At 53.2% G+C, this 17,877-nt stretch carries 14 protein-coding genes; 5 read left to right on the top strand and 9 right to left on the bottom strand.

The window, feature by feature from the left end:
- Positions 1-4: 4 nt before the first annotated feature.
- Positions 5-640, bottom strand: a complete 636-nt coding sequence (locus BQ5383_RS14250) for a TetR/AcrR family transcriptional regulator (RefSeq protein ID WP_071433022.1) — start codon at positions 638-640, stop codon at positions 5-7.
- 874 nt (positions 641-1,514) lie between these two features.
- On the opposite strand from BQ5383_RS14250, the gene gcvH reads away from it, so the two are divergent.
- The 4 genes from gcvH to BQ5383_RS14220 all read left to right on the top strand — a co-directional run bounded on the left by gcvH (position 1,515) and on the right by BQ5383_RS14220 (position 5,613).
- Positions 1,515-1,895, top strand: a complete 381-nt coding sequence (gcvH, locus tag BQ5383_RS14240) for a glycine cleavage system protein GcvH (RefSeq protein ID WP_071433018.1) — start codon at positions 1,515-1,517, stop codon at positions 1,893-1,895.
- Between the two features lie 22 nt (positions 1,896-1,917).
- Positions 1,918-2,907: a lipoate--protein ligase gene (locus BQ5383_RS14235; RefSeq protein WP_071433016.1), complete on the top strand. Its 990-nt coding sequence runs from the start codon at positions 1,918-1,920 to the stop codon at positions 2,905-2,907.
- Between the two features lie 6 nt (positions 2,908-2,913).
- Positions 2,914-4,293, top strand: a complete 1,380-nt coding sequence (gene lpdA, locus BQ5383_RS14230; RefSeq protein WP_071433014.1) for a dihydrolipoyl dehydrogenase — start codon at positions 2,914-2,916, stop codon at positions 4,291-4,293.
- Positions 4,294-4,725: 432 nt separating this feature from the next.
- Entirely contained in the window at positions 4,726-5,613 is an 888-nt protein-coding gene (locus tag BQ5383_RS14220; RefSeq protein ID WP_071433010.1) for a LysR family transcriptional regulator, read from the top strand.
- A gap of 237 nt (positions 5,614-5,850) precedes the next feature.
- Here the strand turns inward: BQ5383_RS14220 and BQ5383_RS14215 are convergent, their stop codons facing one another.
- The 8 genes from BQ5383_RS14215 to BQ5383_RS14180 all read right to left on the bottom strand — a co-directional run bounded on the left by BQ5383_RS14215 (position 5,851) and on the right by BQ5383_RS14180 (position 17,471).
- A complete protein-coding gene (locus tag BQ5383_RS14215) occupies positions 5,851-7,041 on the bottom strand; it encodes a serine hydrolase domain-containing protein (RefSeq protein ID WP_172724640.1) in 1,191 nt (396 codons plus the stop codon).
- A gap of 538 nt (positions 7,042-7,579) precedes the next feature.
- Positions 7,580-9,187, bottom strand: coding sequence for an ABC-F family ATP-binding cassette domain-containing protein (locus BQ5383_RS14210; RefSeq protein WP_071433006.1), 1,608 nt, complete (start codon positions 9,185-9,187; stop codon positions 7,580-7,582).
- Between the two features lie 202 nt (positions 9,188-9,389).
- Entirely contained in the window at positions 9,390-11,099 is a 1,710-nt protein-coding gene (locus BQ5383_RS14205; protein WP_071433004.1) for a B12-binding domain-containing radical SAM protein, read from the bottom strand.
- A gap of 224 nt (positions 11,100-11,323) precedes the next feature.
- Complete coding sequence (locus BQ5383_RS14200) at positions 11,324-11,767, bottom strand: PTS sugar transporter subunit IIA (protein WP_071433002.1); 444 nt, start codon at positions 11,765-11,767, stop codon at positions 11,324-11,326.
- A 308-nt stretch (positions 11,768-12,075) separates the two neighbouring features.
- Positions 12,076-12,969: a patatin-like phospholipase family protein gene (locus BQ5383_RS14195; protein ID WP_071433000.1), complete on the bottom strand. Its 894-nt coding sequence runs from the start codon at positions 12,967-12,969 to the stop codon at positions 12,076-12,078.
- Positions 12,970-13,004: 35 nt separating this feature from the next.
- Positions 13,005-15,785: an N-acetylmuramoyl-L-alanine amidase gene (locus tag BQ5383_RS14190; protein ID WP_172724639.1), complete on the bottom strand. Its 2,781-nt coding sequence runs from the start codon at positions 15,783-15,785 to the stop codon at positions 13,005-13,007.
- 36 nt (positions 15,786-15,821) lie between these two features.
- Positions 15,822-16,049, bottom strand: coding sequence for a hypothetical protein (locus BQ5383_RS14185; protein ID WP_071432996.1), 228 nt, complete (start codon positions 16,047-16,049; stop codon positions 15,822-15,824).
- A gap of 276 nt (positions 16,050-16,325) precedes the next feature.
- Entirely contained in the window at positions 16,326-17,471 is a 1,146-nt protein-coding gene (locus BQ5383_RS14180; RefSeq protein ID WP_139193439.1) for a hypothetical protein, read from the bottom strand.
- A 108-nt stretch (positions 17,472-17,579) separates the two neighbouring features.
- Here BQ5383_RS14180 and BQ5383_RS14175 point away from each other — a divergent pair, with 108 nt between their 5' ends.
- A complete protein-coding gene (locus BQ5383_RS14175; protein ID WP_071432992.1) occupies positions 17,580-17,864 on the top strand; it encodes a YabP/YqfC family sporulation protein in 285 nt (94 codons plus the stop codon).
- Positions 17,865-17,877: the final 13 nt, after the last annotated feature.

Genomic DNA, 17,877 nt, shown 5'->3' with positions numbered 1-17,877 from the left:
CCCTTTATTCTTCTTCAGCCGCGGGGGCTTGTTCCTCGCTCTGAATAGGTTCCTTTTGAAAAATTCCGTTCTGAATCATGTTGTATACCTGATTGCAGAACACATATTTCTGCTCAATGGGCTCGCCAGGAAAGTTCCTTTCAAAATACATGGCCACATTGAAAGAAATCGTTACATAGATGTACGCCAGAAAATCCACATCAAATTCATCCCGGATTTTTCCTTCCCGTTTCATCCGTTCAAATTCCCGATGGACATACTCAAAGTAAATTCCGCTTACTTCGGTGTTGAAATAATATTTCTTCATCATGTATTCCGGCGCATGACTGAAGGTATTGTAAAACTGAATCTCCCGCTGGGACAGATAATCCCTCAGATCAGGCCGTGGCACGGAAAACATCCGGTTTTTATAATAGCCGCTGAAAAGCAGGCGATTGATCAGTGAATCAAAGATATAAAAATACAGCTCATCTTTATCGTAAAAATAGTCATAAAAGCTGCCTATGGAAATGTTCAGCTGCTCCGAAAGTGTTCGGATGGTGATATTCTCAAACTTTTCCTCCGTGTACACATCAATGGCGGTTTCAATGATCTCCGCCTGTGCTTTGGACGACAATTTAAAAAAAGCTTTTTTCGGCAAACCTTTTCCTCCCTTTGTCTTGAATGCTTGCTCTGCGCTCGCCTCCAAGTGCGTATGACAAATATCTTACCGGAAATCAATCGGCCCCGTTTTCTCACAAAGGGCTTCCTGCCAAGTCCCCAAAACCGCCAGTCTGCTCAAAGTCAGTTCCGAACACGTTCAGGAAATAAAAGGCATCTTTATCCTCAGCGGGTCACTTTGCAGCAGGATCTTTTAAATATTTCGCTAATTTTTTTAACGGTTTCAGGCTATTTCTATGTCATACAAACAATTTTTTTGATCACGACTACAGTATGCAATATTTTTAACAAAAAATCAATAGGTAAAATGATTTTGATAGAAATATTTTTGTTTTTTCTCCTATTCCTCCCGAACGCGCTCGTTAATTAATTGTTTTTCAAGACTTTTTCCCAAATTTTTCACTAAAATGTTATATTTTCTATTTATTTTTGGTTGTTTTAACTATCAATATTTAAAAATCAATTTTTCAGTTCAAAGAAAATCCACTGTTTTTCCAACTTTGGCTGCCTTCTTTCTTCATTCTTGCGAAGAGAAATTTGATGGATCGAAGAACGCTGTGCATTCTGAAATCGTGTCCGGATCACAAAAGTATTCTGCATTTTGCGCTAAAATATTTTGTAATTCTGCGATATTTTTTGCTTTTTTGCCTTTACCTTTCCACATCTTTGATGCTATAATAATGGCTGTGTCAAAGATGGGGATCTGCCCCGGGCCAAAATGCGAAAACCTTTTCGAACGTGTTCGGGGCAATATGCTCCCCATTTTGGACTGTTGTTTCTTTTTTTACTTTTTTCGCAATATTTCCGCAACGCAAAAAATCAGCGGAGCGGAACAATAATTGGAGGTAATTGCTATGAACTATCCTGCCGAACTCAAGTACACCAAACACCATCTGTGGGTCAAAATGGAGGGAGATATCGCCATTGTAGGTATTTCCGACTTCGCCCAAAACGCTCTTGGAGACCTGGTTTATCTCAATCTGCCCCAGGAGGGGGACACTGTGACCGCTGGGGAAAGCTTCGGCGACGCTGAATCCGTCAAAACCTCTTCTGAGATGATCAGCCCCGTTTCCGGAACCATCTGCGCTGTGAACGAAGATCTGGCAGACGCTCCCGATGATCTGAACATGGCTCCTTACCGCCACTGGATCATTAAGGTGGAGCAGGTCAGCGGTACCGAAGAGCTGCTGGACAGCACCGCTTACGCTGATTTCTGCGCTCAGGCTGAAAACTGATCATTTTCAGGTATCCCGCTTTATGATCGATTTTATCCAAACCTTTTGCAGCGACAGTCTGGATCCCTACTACAATTTGGCTGTGGAGCAGCATCTGATGGAGCTGGTTCCCGCCCGCTGCTGCATCCTTTACCTGTGGCAAAACCAAAATACCGTCGTTATTGGCCGCAACCAAAATCCCTGGCGGGAATGCCGTATGGAGCTGCTGCAAAGGGAGGACGGGCGTCTGGCCCGCCGGCTTTCCGGCGGAGGCGCGGTTTACCACGATGTGGGGAATCTGAATTTCACTTTTCTGCTTGCGGAGAGTGAATACCATGTGCAGCGGCAGTTGACGGTGGTTACCGAGGCCTGTCGGAGCCTGGGGATCCAGGCGGAGCTTTCCGGGCGCAATGATGTACTGGTGGATGGTAAAAAATTCTCCGGCAACGCTTTTTACAAAAACGGTGAAAAAGCTTATCATCATGGTACATTGATGGTGAATGTGGACAAGGAAAAGCTGGGCCGGTACCTGATCCCATCCAAAGCAAAGCTTGAAGCCAAGGGGGTTTCCTCCGTCCGTTCCCGTGTGGCAAATCTGACGGAGTTTTCTCCTGAGCTTACCTGTGAAAAGATGAAGGAGCGTATGATTGAGGCTTTTGCCGACGTTTACGGCCTGACACCCCGGGTTTTGCCGAAAGAGACACTGGATCACACTGTCATCAGCACATTGCAGGCCCACAACAGCAGTTGGGAATGGATCTGCGGTCCCCAGCAGTCTTTTACCTTCACCTGCGAAAAGCGCTTTCCCTGGGGAGAAATCCAGGTACAGCTGGATGTGAAAGGCGGCAGCATAAAGCTGGCAAGGGTCTATTCCGATTCCATGGACTGGACCTGCGCTCCCAGGCTGGAAGCTTGTTTGGCAGGGATACCTTTTGTCAAAACATCCTTGCTGGCTGCCATCCAAATGGAATTTCAAGAACACCCCGTCATTTGTCAGGATCTGTCTTGTATGTTTGCGGAACAGGAGATTTGATGTAACATGAATGACTATCAATTGATCGTATTAGGCGCGGGCCCCGGCGGCTACATTGCCGCGCTGCGGGCGGCAAAACTGGGGCTGCGCACAGCTGTTGTGGAAAATCGGGAAGTGGGCGGTACCTGCCTTAACCGCGGCTGTATCCCCACCAAAACTTTGCTGCATTCTTCAGGGCTTTATCATGAGATGCTCAACAGCCAGTACGCAGCTGTTACGGTGACGGATGCCGCGATAGATCTGCCCCTGCTCAAACAAAGAAAAGAGGAGATTTCCCAGAAATTATCCGCCGGCATCGTTTCCATGTTTAAGGCTGCCAAAGTGGATCTTATTGCGGGAACCGGAAAGGTGATCTCATCTGATACGGTTGAGATCACCACTGATGATGGATGCCGCCGCTGCACAGCGGACAATATTCTGGTGGCCACAGGATCTGTTCCCTCCCGTCCCCCTATCCCTGGTCTGGAGCTTCCTGGAGTGATGACCTCAGACGAGCTGCTGGAAAACTGTGACCAGCCCTTCCGCTCCATGATCATCATCGGCGGCGGCGTGATCGGAGTTGAATTTGCCACCTTCTATACTGATCTTGGCTGTGATGTCACCATTATCGAAGGACTGGACCGCCTGCTGCCCAACATGGACCGGGAAATTGGGCAAAACCTTGCCCAAATCCTGAAAAAAAGAGGCGCCAAGATCTACACCAAAGCAATGGTGGAAGGGGTTAAAAAAGGTGAAGATGGCTTGACCGTACATTTTTCCGCCAAAGGCGCGTCAGAAGCGGTCTCCGGGCAAGCGGTACTTTGTGCCATTGGCCGCCGGCCCAATCTGGAAAACGTTTTTGATTCCCAACTGACTCCTGAGCTGGACGGGCGGAGACTGAAGGTTGATGACCATTACCAGACCTCTATCCCCCACGTTTACGCCATTGGCGACGTCTCCTCTCCTGTTCAGCTGGCTCATGTGGCTTCCGCACAAGGCACCGCCTGTGTGGAGATGCTTTGCGGCCATGCACCCTCAGTGGATGTCTCCATTGTTCCCGGATGCGTCTATTGCCGTCCTGAAATTGCTGTTGTCGGTATCACTGAACAGGAAGGAAAGGATCTGGGATTGCCCATCAAGGCGGCTAAAACCGTCATGTTCAGCAACGCCCGCACCATGATCGATAACAGTGACCGCAGCTTCATCAAGCTGGTAGCCCGTACCGACAATCACCAGCTGGTTGGCGCACAGCTGATGTGTCAGCGGAGTACCGACATGATCTCTCAGCTTTCTCAGGCTATAGCAAACCACCTGACAGTAGAGCAGCTGCTGGGAGCCATGCGGCCTCATCCCACCTTTGAAGAAGCGCTCCATGACTGCCTGGAGACGTTAAAAGACAGTTTATAAAGCGACAATCTGTGATCAAAGGCCCCCGGTTTCATAAGCCGAGGGTCTTTTTCTGTCCCGAACGGGTCTGTTATCAGCATTTACTCAGGCTGGAGGACATCTGTAAAACGGCGAAAGCGCACTTCATATCAGCCCTTCACTGCGTCTGCTTCATCTCCGCCGGCACATAATAGAGCCGGTTTATTTCGCCTCTTTTCCTTTTGAAACTGCCCTTTTGTTCTTCTTTTCCATGTATGACTGGACGATCCTCTCCGTCTATATTCTCAGGTCCGGGCCAGGTGATCATCAAATTCACCAACCGGTGAAACAAAATATGACCGCTTGCGCCGCAGAAGCCGGAAGGATATAATTGATACAGCATCCAGCATAGCGCAGGATTCTGATTTCCTCTCTTCTCCTTACGGGGTTGTTTCTTTTGGGGTGAAAAGGTTTATGAAACTATACCAGGTGCTGTATTTTATCACTGTCTGCAACAATCAAAACAATATTTCCCGGGCTGCTGAAAAGCTGCACATTTCACAGCCGTCCATTTCCAATGCCATACGGGAACTGGAAGAAGAATTCGGCGTTTGCCTTTTTCATCGTATCAATCGAAAACTGTATATCACCGAAGAAGGAGAAGCCTTTTTGAATATGGCTGCCGATCTGTTATCCCGTTCCGAAGAGATCGTTTCAAAAATGCAGGACTTGGGCAACCGGAAAAACCATATCAAAATCGGTATTCCGCCTATGATCGGCTCTCTTCTTTTTCCAACAATTTTTCAGCAGTTTACTCAGCTTTATCCATCCATTGAATTGGAAGCCTTTGAGGATGGATCACTCCAGATTCTCAAACTGATGGAAAAGGACGCGCTGGATGTTGCTATTGTCATTCTCAATAACAGCAATTTGGAACACCTTTACTCCGTCAATATCCTGGATACGGAAATGGTATTCTGCACAAGAAAAGATCACCCTCTTGCTGCACGCCCTGATATTTCTTTTGAAGAGATCGCCCATGAACCGCTTATTCTGCTTAAACCCGGTTCCTATCAGTGCTATATGATCGAAAACTCGCTGAAGGCTTGCGGCATTGTTCCCCGTACCATCCTCCATACCAATCAGCTGTCCACCATCGCAACCTTTCTTCAAAAGGAAATCGCGTCGGCCTTCCTTTTCCGTGAAATTGCCGCCACCATCCCCAACACAGCCGTCATTCCTCTGAAACATCCCATCAAAATCCATATCGGAATGGTGTGGAAAAAAGGGGGATTCATTTACAGTGATACCGCTCACTTTATTGATTTTGTAAAAAACAAAAGCTACTTGCAGCTCTTATAAACATCAAAAGCCGCCGGTTGATTCTCAGTCCATCAGCCGGCGGCCTTTTATTGCCAGAATACATTTTCAGTTCCCATGGGGCGCTCAAAACCTATGGAAGATAAGGTCAGTTTGTACCAACTGTTTTTTCAAAACACAGCAAACAGATCTCCGTTCATCTTTCACCTTCCGCAGGACCTGATACAGCCTGCACATGAATGAAATCATCACCTTACAGAGCCAACCCCGGGCCCGAACTCATGCCATATAAGCATTAAGGATATAATCGGTGAAATAAGGTCTGGGAGCGTAGGAGCTTTGGCAGCCGCTGGCAAAAACAGTGACCAGCTCCAGTTCCGGCACGACATAGATCATCTGCCCACCATAGCCAAAAGCAAAATAGGTGTCATAGCTGGCGGTGGGATAAGGGGTGGTATAACTGCCATATTCCCCGGTGGTATGGGTGCGGATCCACCACTGATATCCATAGGCGCCGGTAGAATCTCCCGGACCCGGATTCTGGATGGAGGTGGACTGCTCAACCCAATCTGAAGGAACCAGCTGCTTGTCTTTCCAAACACCGCCATCCAAAAACAGCTGCCCGAATTTTGCCGCGTCCCTTGCGGAGATGATAACGCCGTTTCCCCCATCCGCAATCCCCTGTGGATCGGTCTGCCAGTAAGCCTGCGGACTGATGCCCATGGGATCAAAAAGGTGCTTTCGGCAATATTCCTCCTGGGTCATACCGGTGGCAGCCTGCAGAACCGCGGAAAGCAGATGTGTATTGCCGGTACTGTAGTTAAAAACCGTTCCCGGAGCGCTGACTAAATTTCGATTCAGGATATAATCCACCCAGTTTTCGGCTGATCGGAATTCGTTCCAGTTGGAGTAACCACTGCCCCATTCATACCACTCCAGGCCGGAAGTATGGGTCAGCAGGTGCCGCAGGGTCAGCTGATGCTTCCTCTCATCCTCCTGCTCCAGCAGCTGCGGCAGATAGTCGGCCACCAGGTCATCGACACCGCCGATATATCCCTCATCAATGGCGATCCCAATGAGCGCGCTGGTAAAGGATTTTGAAGCGGAGTGAATCTGAAAGAGGCTGTTTTCATCATAGCCTTCCTCATAATATTCATCAATGATCACGCCATCCTTCACTGTTACCACCGCATGAATTCCACTGCCCGGCAGAGCGGCATGCAGCGCTTCAAAAACCTCAGGGTCCATATGGTGGTTTTCCGGCTGATCCACCTGCCAGCTGTTGTCAGCTTCCGGCTCTGGCTCCGGAATGATTTCCTCTTCCGGGACGGAAGCCTCCTCCCCGCTCACAGCCAAAACAGAAGAAGCCGGCTGATTATCGGCAGGCGCAGAAAGCGCTCCTCCCTGAGCACAGGAGGAAAGGGAAAAAATCAGTGCTGCGGACAATAAAAAACACAAAATCTTTTTCATCAAACCTACCCCTTTTCCTTTGACCTTTTGCATCCTGCCTGCCGTAAACAAACAGGTTCCTTTCCAAACCCGCAGTGTTACAGCCCCTTCATTTTCCGCAAAATTCGCCTTGCTGGCTTTGAGTACACCGTTTGTTCCTTTTCTTTTTCAGGCAAATCAAATGCGGCTAACTCTTCCGAAATTCAGGTATTTCTCGGGAGGCTTGCTCAGGTCCTGATTTCAGTATAACCTGCCGGAAACATCATATCAAATACTTATGATAAATACATCATCATGCTTTAAAGGCATTTATTGATCATCAAATTGCCCGATGTCTCTGCTGTCAATATTGGCAAGAGCGGACACGGAATTCCATGAAATGTCCGCATTCCCGGCCCGGAGCCGGAGGAGGTTCCATCAAAAAAGAGCCCCATAAGCAAAAAACTTTTCCTGTAGTCTATACCATCAGCTGGATTCCCTTTTTCAAATCCATTTCTTACAAACTGAGGCGACAGACCAAATGATCTGCCGCCTCATCCATAGTACCTGTATTTTGCTTTTATTTGCCCTGCTGATCCTGGGCCAGCTTCCACTCCAGATACTCGTCAAAGGTGCTGGAGCGGTCCACCATGCCGTCGGGATTGAGTTCAATGATCCGGTTGGCAATGGTCTGGATGAACTGATGGTCGTGGGAGGTAAAGAGAAGATTTCCCGGGAAATCCGTCAGGCCGTTATTGACCGCGGTGATGGATTCCAGGTCCAGATGGTTGGTAGGCTGGTCCAGCAGCAGTACATTGGCCTTGGTAAGCATCATCCGGGAGAGCATACACCGCACCTTCTCACCACCGGAGAGGACCTTTACCGGCTTGTATACATCGTCGCCGGAAAAGAGCATCCGTCCCAGGAAGCCCCGCATATAGCTTTCGCTCTCATCGTTGGAATACTGGGCGAACCACTGGAGCATGGTCAGATCGCAGTCATTGAAATAGGCGGAATTGTCCTTGGGGAAGTAGGCCTGGGAGGTGGTGGTACCCCACTTGAAGCTGCCTTCGTCCGGCTCCAGCTCCTCCATCAGGATACGGAACAGAGTGGTGGCCGCCAGCTCATTTTCTCCCACAAAGGCGATTTTGTCCCCTTTGTTCATGCGGAAGGAAACGTTGCACAGCACCTGCACCCCGTCCACAGTCTTGGAAATGCCCTCCACGGTGAGGATCTCCTTGCCCACCTCCCGCTCAGGGCTGAAGGCCACATAGGGATAGCGCCGGGAGGAGGCGGGCATCTCCTCCACCGTCAGCTTGTCCAGCAGCTTGCGGCGGCTGGTGGCCTGGCGAGACTTGGATTTGTTGGCGGAGAACCGGGCAATGAATGCCTGGAGGTCCTTGATCTTCTCCTCCCGCTTCTTGCTCTGGTCCTTGAGCATCCGCTGCATCAGCTTACTGGATTCATACCAGAAGTCATAGTTACCCACATACATCTTCACCTGGTTGTAATCGATATCCACGATATGGGTGCAGATGGTGTTAAGGAAGTGGCGGTCATGGGACACCACAATCAGAGTGCCGGGGAAATCCAGCAAAAAGTCCTCCAGCCAGTTGACCGACCGGATATCCAGGTTGTTGGTAGGCTCGTCCATCAGCAGGATGGCCGGCTGGCCAAACAGTGCCTGGGCCAGCAGCACCTTCACCTTCTCGCCGCCTTTAAGGTCCGCCATCTTCATGTAGTGATAGCTTTCATCCAGCCCCAGTCCCTGGAGCAGGCGTGCCGCCTCGTTCTCCGCTTCCCAGCCGTTGAGCTCCGCAAACTCTCCTTCCAGCTCGGAGGCCAGCACCCCGTCCTCCTCGGAAAAATCCGGTTTGGCGTACAGGGCTTCCTTCTGCTTCATGATCTCATACAGGCGGGGATTGCCCATAATCACGGTTTCCAGCACCTGGTACTGATCGTATTGGAACTGATCCTGCTTGAGCACCGACATCCGGTTTCCGGCAGGAATTTCCACTGTGCCGGTGGTGGGCTCCAGCTCCCCGGAAAGAATCCTCAGAAAGGTGGATTTACCGGCGCCATTGGCTCCTACCACGCCGTAGCAGTTGCCGGGGATAAATTTCAGGTTTGCGCCTGCAAACAGCTTTGTACCGCCGAAAGTCAGGCTGACGTCTGTAACTGTGATCATTCTTTTTGTTCCTCCATCATTCCGGTTTCACCTCTCCTGTCAGGAGAAGCGCATCAAACCCGCATAGTATACCATACCTTTCCCGAAAAGGGAAGGTTTTCTCCCCCTTGAGACCAGCGGCAGCGGAAAATCCTTCTCTTTTTCTTGGGATCACTGTCTTTGGGCCGGGAAGTCCCGTTCAAAAACAGGTTTTCAGGGGAAATCAAAAAATCGGCCCCTTTTCCAGCTGCTCCCGGGAACAAAGAACAAATGGATAATTTCCCGTCACCGGGTCCTTGTCTCTGTAGAGGGCCACCGCCGTCTGTCCATCGGAAAGGATGGCCGCTCCAAAGCCTGCCCCATCACAGCCGCTCAGGTCCAAACTCTCTCTCAGCAGCCTTTTGACCTCTCCCACCCGAGGGTCCGGCCGATGGATACAGGGGGGAATCCGGCCGGTGTTGTCCCGGCGAAGGCGGTCGCACAGCAGATGATCCCGAAGGGTCTCCATTTCCACTCCCGGCTGATCTTTGCCCCATTTCCACAACAGCGCGGTATATTCATCCAGGCGGATGCCGGTAAGGTCTCCCCCGGCGGCGGCAAAATCCCCGAAGCGGCAGAAGAGCTCAAAGGGCCGCAAACCGGTAGATTCCAACAGATATTCCACCGTCAAACAGAACCGGCCGCTGTTCCACAGCCGTTCCAAAGCGTCCTCACACCGGTGAAGAGCCTGACGATTGGCAGGATGGAACCAGGGATTGTCCAAGCACTCATAAGGGGGCTGGGGGTCCCACCGGTATCCCAGCTCCGGCGCCATCTGCCGCAGGCGGGAGCCATGAATCAGCTTGAGAAAGCCCAATTGCAGCATCTGGGGCCGCAGAGCAAAAGCCAGGTCAAAGCTGCGTCCAAAGGTTTCCAGATCTTCATCCGGCAGCCCGGCAATGAGGTCGATATGAATATGACAGTTGCCCATGGCAATCAGGGTGCGAAGATTCCGCTCCAGCCGTTTCATATCGGTGACACGGCTCACCGCGGCCAGGGTTTGGGGATGGAAGCTTTGCAGCCCCGCCTCCATCTGAAACAGTCCTTTGGGCGCCGTGGAAAGCAGCGCCAGCGTTTCCTCATCAAAAAGATCCGCTCCCACCTCAAAATGGAAACAAACTCCCTTTGGGATCTCCTTGCCCCAGTGAGCCAGAATGAACTCCAGCAGTTCCTTTGTTCTGGCGGCATTGCAGTTGAAGGTGCGGTCCACCAGCTTGATGGTTCTGGCTCCGGTGGCCGCCAGCGCCAGCAGCTCCTTTTGGGCCCGCTCCATAGGATAAAACCGCACCGGGTCCTCTCTTCCCGACAGACAGAAGGCGCAGGAAAAAGGACAGCCCCGGGACGTCTCCAGGTAGGGGATCCGATTTCCCAAAGCCGCAAAATAAGCGGGTGTATAGGGGCTTGGATGGATTTCCCGGGAAGACGCGGATGGCAAAATGACCGGCCGGCCATCTCTGCGGAAGGAAAGGCCAGGTATATCCCCCACATCTTTTCCCGCCGCCAGTCGGTCCATCAGCAGGGAAAAAGGGCGCTCCCCTTCCCCGGAAATGACATAATCAATCTCAGGGCAGTCCTCCATCACCTGTCGGGAACAAAAGGAAACCTCCGGCCCCCCTGCCACCAGCACTGTATCGGGCAAACACTGCCGCAGACGGGGCAATAACCGTCGGATGGCGGTCCAGTTCCAGATATAGCAGCTCAGCCCCAACACCTGCGGAGCATCCCCCGTCAGCAGCTCCAAAAGCTTTTCATCCGGTTGGTTGATCGTCCCCTCCCGTACCAGTACCTGATGAGGAAAAAGGCAGTATTCTTCCACCGCCGCCGCCAGGCACCAGGGCGCCAGAGCAGAGTGAATGTACTTGGAATGAATAGCTGCCAGCACCACTTTGGACATGATCCATCTCCTTTTCCGCTTTTCTTTCGCCAGGAGGAAGGCCGTGAAAATATCACTTTCCCATAGCCCTCTCGGTCCTGTCAAAAACAACTTCCAATATCCAGCCAACAAAAGGACACGCCCCCGAAGATCTTCTCTCCGAAAGCGTGCTCAAACAATCTCAGACCTTCAATTTTTTCATCAACGGCGCTTCCCTTTGGGACCATGCAGAGCCCAATTCCGCCTCAGATGTCGCCGTCCCGAAAAATTTCATACATTTCCTTGGCGTCCACCGCATCCAGCAGCAGCTGCTGTACCCCGGTATCGCCGCAGAGGGTGGCTACATCAATGAGCGTATCCAGATGGGCCCGGGCGCTTTCCGCCGCCATCACAAACAGCAGCCGCACCTTCCGGCCATTGTCAAAAGTGACCGGCTCCACCAGCCGCAGCAGCGCGATACTGGAATGGAGCACCCCATCCTCCGGCCTGGCATGAGCCACAGCGACTCCCTCGCTGAAAATGATGTAGGGCCCCTCCTGCTCCACCACACGGATACACGCATCTACATACTCCAGCTGGACAGACTGGTCCTCCACCAGCGGCATTGCCGCCAGACGGATGGCTTCCCGCCAGTTTTCCGCCCGCTGCCGTGTTTGGATATGTATCCTGGTCATGCGATCCCGCAGCAAACTGATCCCCTCCCGGTTCTGTTGGGACTGATCCGCACTGGGACAGCTTCTCTACTTATCCCCGGCGACAAATCCTCTCCCCGTTCTGTTGCAAAGCCGTTTCACTCCAAACACACCTTTGGCCCGCATCGGTCCTGTTGTGGCCTGATTCCTCCATTACAACCGATCCACCGATAACTTTTATCCATTATAACAAAACTGTACCGTCGAAAGAAAGGGGTTGCTGTCACCATTATTGTGGAAAAAAGCAAAATATTTTGTATGATTTCTATAATGCAGTCCGGTTTATAGGTCTTTTTTCGTTTATTTTACCCGAGCAGCGCCATCAGTTCTTCCCCTTTGTTCTCTGCGTCCCTGCATCCCATGTGGTACAGCTCCAGCAGCTTTTCCGGGTCTTTTTCAAAGCGCCCCAAGGTAATGGGACTGTCCGGAGCGATAATGACCAGGGGGATTTTCTGCTCCCGTTCCATCTGCCACAGCTTTCCCCGCTGCCGGTTGTATACCCCCGCCCGCCGGTCCAAAGCCTTGGCCACAGCGGGATACTTCCGCAGCAGCAGCCGATAGGCTCCGGGTATGCCATCGGACTTTTTCCAATAGCTTCTGTCCCGTGTGAGCACCACGATCAGCCGGTCACAGCCGTCAGCCAATGCTTTTTCCACCGGAATGGGATCGGAGGTTCCGCCGTCCAGATAACAACCGCCCCGGTACTCCACCGGCGGGGAGAATACCGGCATGGAAGAGGAGGCCCGCAGCAGCGTACAGGCGTCGCTGGGGTCCTCTTTGCCGAAATAAGCCGGAAGCCCGGTTTCAACATCGGTCAGACCCACCACAAACTCACAGGGATTGCAGCCATAGGTTTTATAATCAAAGGGGTCCAGATGATCCGGAATCTCTCCAAAAATAAAATCCATCCCGAAAAAGGAACCGGTTTTCCAATAATTTTTCAGGCTCAGATACCGGGGATCTCTGATGTAATCCGCATACACCCGGTACCCCCGTCCCGGCTGTCGGGAGACATAGGAAGCCCCGCTGCATGCTCCGGCGGAAACGCCAATAACATAATCCGCCCAAATTTCCCTCTTCATCAGCACATCCAGCACCCCGGCGGTGTAAACGCCCCGCAGACCGCCGCCTTCCAGTACAAGGCCCAGCTTGCCTGCCGTCTTTTTTCCGCCGGAACGCTGCTGCTCATTCCATTCCATGTGATGTTCACTTCCCTTTCAGGCAACCACTTCCCTCACTGCTGAGGGATCATCTCCAGCACCGCCCGGGCAATGGCGCAGGCGGATTTATACACATCCACACTGCTGCAGGCGCTTTCGTACTCCTGGGGATTAACTACAAAGCCCATCTCAAAAAGCACCGCCGGAGAAAAGCTCAAACGAGTAACGTAATAATAATCATTTTTGGGTTCGGTCACGTTCCTTCCCAAGGCCGCTCCCAGCTCATCCATCAGATACTGGGCAAAAGGCTGGGCGATCTCCTCAAAGTAATAGACCTCCATTCGCTGGGCATCCCCCAAATCGCTGGTGAGCGCCGCGCTGTTGTGATGGATGGACATAAACAGATCCGGCCTCTTCTCCTGGGCCATCAGGCACCGCTCATCCAGGGAAACCTGGGTATCATCGGTGCGGGTCATGTATACCGTCGCCCCCAGCTGTTCCAGCCGGTACCGTGCCGCCTGAGCCACCGCCAGATTCAGCTGCGCTTCCGTGGGTCCTGTGGTTCCCGCCACGCCCAGGGCGCCTGGGTCCGCTCCTCCGTGTCCAGGATCCAGCATCACGGATATTCCGGCGAGAGGTTTGCCGTAGGTCTGGGACCTGGAAGGAGCCGAGAACAGGGTCAGCACCCCACAATTTTCCTCATAGGTAACGTCATAGCCCCAATAATCGGACGGTTCTGCCAACTGAAGAGTAAGGCTGACGCCATCCCCTGTCTCGCTCTGCTCCACCTGAGAAACCATTCCGCCGGCAATGACAGATGGGTCCGCCGATAAGGTGGTGTTAAGCAGCCGCACCGTCAGGGCATCCCCTTCCCGATGGACAGTCATGGCGGACTGCGCTCCCTGGAAACGGATCACCTCCTGGTCCTGCTGCTGTTGAGTGGTGATTTCCGTCACCTCAGAAGTACACAGGGACACATCAGTGATCACGGAGGTCTTGGTGGAAAGGATATAGCCTCCCGTGGAAAGCTTGTAAGCCATCACCGGGCTGCCGCTGCGGGAGGTCTTGTACCGGCCTGTAACAGTGGCCCGGGCCCCCTGCTTGAGACTATCTACAATGGTGTCGTCGTTGTCCGGGTCGGAAAGAACACTGGCTACATAGGGCTGGACCTCCACTGTCAGGGGAACATTCCAGCCGGCCACCAGGATCTCTCCCTCAGAATGATAGACACTGCTGCCGCCATCATACTCCATCAAATAGGTCACGCTGCCGATATTGGTCACTTCATCCCGGCTATAACGGTCCGGGTCCAACGTAAAGCTGCCGCTGTAGGTGACAGGGGTCCCCTTGCTGGCACTGGAGGAAGGCTGAAGGATGACCGCCTGACCGCCTATGGTGGCATTGATTTCCGCTCCCGCCGGACCTACACAGGACAGCTGGATGGTGGAATTGCTGTCCACACCCAGATCCACTGTGGGGAAGATGGAGGAGGTGGTGACGCCGGAGATGGTCCCGCTGCCGGAACCGGAGGTTTTGGTGACGGTGACAGAGGCTTCCTGACCATTCTGGGTCAGCCTGATGACATTGTCCCCTGTCTCCAGATCCACCTTGACACCGAAAAGACCGGTGACTGTATCCCGTTCCAGCTCCTCTCCATCCATCATCAGCGGCTGGTCAGGGTCAGATGTACCCATGACATAGATGGCGTCACTGGTGACAGTGACATTGCCTGCGGGATATGTGATAGCCAGCGTTTGGGGATAAGACAGATCAAACTGAGGCACCTGACCTTTTCCGGCGGATAAGAAGCCTACCAGCAGTTCCGTCTCCCCGCCGCTGTCCCGCAGCCCGCTGTAGGAGGAAAGAACCGCGCCGGAAACACTGCTTTCCATGGTGTTGATAAACAGCTGATAACCCAGCTCATCGCTGCCGTCCTCCGGGAAACCGTTACGGGTATACAGCTCCGCTTCCCCCTTCATGGCGCCTGTCCAGCGGTGCAGGCAGGTGAGATAATCATTGCTGGGGGCATCCACTGCGTTCTGGATCGCCGGAATGACCATGGTCACCGTCCCCGCCTCTGTCAGCCGGGATACAAGTTCCGGCGTCATGGCCGATGTATCGCTGCCGCCGTCAAAGGCGATGGCCAGATGGGTGGCTTCATCCACCTTGCGGATCTCCTGCCCGGCCTGGATAATCAGCTTCTCCAGGCCGTCGGCGTACTGAGCGGGATCCTGGGCAAAGGACAGATCCAGTCCATCCAGCACCACTCCGGCCACCTCATATTTTCTGGCTACGGCGGCGGCATCCTCTACCAGCGCCTTCCGCTGATTTTCCTCACTGAGGTCGAACCACAAACCGTCCCCCTGAGAAATCAACTGGTCTTTAAAGTTCTTGGGCGGGCCGCTTTCCTTCACCGGAGTTCCGGCAGCGGAGCAGGTCTCCAGCACCGCAAACACCTGGATCCGATTCTGCTGCGCCTGGGTACAAAGATACTCCAGAGGATCCAGCTGGGTCTCTCCCAATGAGCTGTCCAGGGGGAAACTGCCCTCTTTATAAAAGGCTGTTCCGCCGGGACGGGCTTCAAAAAAGATGCTGTTAAAATGGTTTTCCACAGCGAAGGCGACGATCTCATCCAGCTCCTGCTGAAGCTCCTCGTCGGTCATGCCGGAACGGGAGGGAAAATCTCCCCCTTCCCCGGTGATGACCAAAAAGCCCCGGGCCAGCCCCAGATAATGATAGGATTCCAAAATTCCACCCTGAGAGGATTCCTTTTTTCCTCCCAGTACCCACAAGGCCCCAAAGACCACCAGTCCCAGGGCCAAAAGCAAGCAAATGATTCCAAGCAGTTTTCTCATGATTCCTCCCATTGGTCCGTTCCCCGGCGGGGCGTATTATTCCAAGCGAAAATCAGAAGGGTCATATTCCGGCAGCTGTGCCTGGCGGGCCGGGACCCTTTTGAGGGGATCATAACGGAATTTGCGGCAGAAAAAGCTGGGAGCCACTACCCCCACCTTTTCACAAAGGATCTTGCTGCCGTCCTGGTTCTTTTTCCCAAAGCGGCAGTAGGAACAGGCCGGATCGATATTGTTTCCGAACAGCTGTATTTTCTTTTGAAACATGGCGGCGGAAGTCCTCCCTTCCTTCCGGGGCGGGATTTGGAGCCCTGTTTCTCCCCAGGCGGCTTCTATATGCCGGAAAACGATCACAGCTGTCAAACCCGCTTTGTGAACTGTTCCGGCTGGATGTATAGTAGTCATTATAGCATTTTTTCCGGGAATGGAAAAGGAGGCGGCTTCATTTTCCTTTCCTCTCGGACAAGCCCATTCTGCCGTCTTTATAAGGGAACGAATGGAAAACAGGTTTTATTGAAAAGCCCCCGCTTTTTCGCTTCCACTTCACTTATTCCCTGCCTGACGTTTGCTTTGATTTCCTCCTGTACCGGATTCCAGCGTCAGCAGCAGAATAGCGCACATAGCCAGCAAACAGACTGTCCCCGGAACAGTGCGGCTGTCCCCTCCCAACGTGGGGGAAAGAATGAGACCGGCAGGGACGGTCCTTGCCAGCAGATACAGCGGCGGTCCCGCCAAAAGCTGGGTCAGCAGCCCATGAATCAGCCGGGAACGAAGGAAAAGGCCGGGCTTTTCCAGCCCCCCCGAAAAACAAGCGGATACCTGACAGATAACCGACAACCCACCGAAGGACAGCAGAAAAGGGAGCACCAGTGCCGCCTGCCGCCGGTCCAGTCCTCCCGCCATGGCGCAGCCGCCGCAGATCTCCAGGGCTCCGGCCAGCAGGGTCTCCCCGCCCTGCTGAGAAATAAAGCCCCCGGTGAAATTTCTCACCAGCTCTCCCAGAAACGGGGTAACCCCCCGGGCAGCGAGCAGGCTGCTGAATCCGGAACACAGCAGCACAAAGGCGCAGATATTGAGCATTCCGGCCCCCGCCCCTGCCACCGATTCCACCAATGCCAGGGTAAAGGGACGAAAGTTTCTTTTTCTTCCTCTTCCACCCTTCTCCGCCCAGTTTCTTCCCAGCAGCAGCCAGCCTGTGAGCATCCCCGCAATCAGCTGACAGACAAACAAAAAGACCCCCGCCCACGGGCTGCCGAAAATACCCTGGCCCACCACCGCCACCAGGAAGGCGGGGCCGCTGTTGACACAAAAACACAGCGCCCCGGCGGCAGTATCGCCGGAGATGGTTCCCTCCTCTGACAAGGCGGAAAGGGCCCGGGCTCCGGCAGGATAGCCGCCGATCATACTCATCAGCAGGGCGGGGCCCAGCTCCTGCGGTGCATGGTACACCCGGCGGGCCAGCCATCCGGCAGGCCTGGACAGCATCCAGCCCACTTTGGTGGTGGAAACGAACAGCGATAGGGCCAGGAAGGGAAAGAGGGATGGAATCAGTACATTTCCGCACACCTCCAGCCCCTGCCGGACCCCTTTGCCCACCGGCGCCGCTCCTGTCAGCAGTCCCACCGCTGCCAGTCCAACACCCAATACACCCAACATCGGTTTCCAGTCACTCAGCCATCGCCCTCTCATCTTCTTCACCTCTCCGATGTATCCTATGTGAAACCTGCGCCGCTCATGTCCCCCCATTCATGCCGGAAGCGCCGGGCGCATAAAGATGGGGTGGGAGGTGAAATACCCATGTCCTCACAAAAGCAATCCCCTGCCCAACGGCTCCACTCTCTGGAAGAACAGGTCACCGGCAGCACCGCCGCCCTGCTGCCCGCTTTACGGGTGGAGCTGCTGGAAAATCGTCAGGCTGTGGTAGACGGCTGCCGCAGTATTCTGGAATATTCCGACAGCTGCATCCGCCTCAGCGGCGGAAAGCTGATTCTTCGCTTCACCGGCAGTGGTCTGGAGCTGAGAGCTTTCCGGGAGGGCAGCGCCATCGTTTCCGGCCGAATCACTTCGGTGGAGATGGTTTGAACCACCCCTTTCA

Origin of the sequence: Angelakisella massiliensis (assembly GCF_900104675.1) — a bacterium.
In the GTDB taxonomy this organism is placed as follows: domain Bacteria; phylum Bacillota; class Clostridia; order Oscillospirales; family Ruminococcaceae; genus Angelakisella; species Angelakisella massiliensis.
This window is presented reverse-complemented; position numbering and strand designations above follow the sequence as displayed.

Coding starts and splice junctions, on each gene's coding strand:
- BQ5383_RS14235 (WP_071433016.1), top strand. CDS start 1,918: ATGATCGATTTTATCCAAACCTTTTGCAGCGACAGTCTGGATCCCTAC.
- BQ5383_RS14210 (WP_071433006.1), bottom strand. CDS start 9,187: ATGATCACAGTTACAGACGTCAGCCTGACTTTCGGCGGTACAAAGCTG.
- BQ5383_RS14205 (WP_071433004.1), bottom strand. CDS start 11,099: ATGTCCAAAGTGGTGCTGGCAGCTATTCATTCCAAGTACATTCACTCT.
- BQ5383_RS14185 (WP_071432996.1), bottom strand. CDS start 16,049: ATGTTTCAAAAGAAAATACAGCTGTTCGGAAACAATATCGATCCGGCC.
- BQ5383_RS14220 (WP_071433010.1), top strand. CDS start 4,726: ATGAAACTATACCAGGTGCTGTATTTTATCACTGTCTGCAACAATCAA.
- BQ5383_RS14215 (WP_172724640.1), bottom strand. CDS start 7,041: ATGAAAAAGATTTTGTGTTTTTTATTGTCCGCAGCACTGATTTTTTCC.
- lpdA (WP_071433014.1), top strand. CDS start 2,914: ATGAATGACTATCAATTGATCGTATTAGGCGCGGGCCCCGGCGGCTAC.
- BQ5383_RS14190 (WP_172724639.1), bottom strand. CDS start 15,785: ATGAGAAAACTGCTTGGAATCATTTGCTTGCTTTTGGCCCTGGGACTG.
- BQ5383_RS14195 (WP_071433000.1), bottom strand. CDS start 12,969: ATGGAATGGAATGAGCAGCAGCGTTCCGGCGGAAAAAAGACGGCAGGC.
- gcvH (WP_071433018.1), top strand. CDS start 1,515: ATGAACTATCCTGCCGAACTCAAGTACACCAAACACCATCTGTGGGTC.
- BQ5383_RS14175 (WP_071432992.1), top strand. CDS start 17,580: ATGTCCTCACAAAAGCAATCCCCTGCCCAACGGCTCCACTCTCTGGAA.
- BQ5383_RS14180 (WP_139193439.1), bottom strand. CDS start 17,471: ATGAGAGGGCGATGGCTGAGTGACTGGAAACCGATGTTGGGTGTATTG.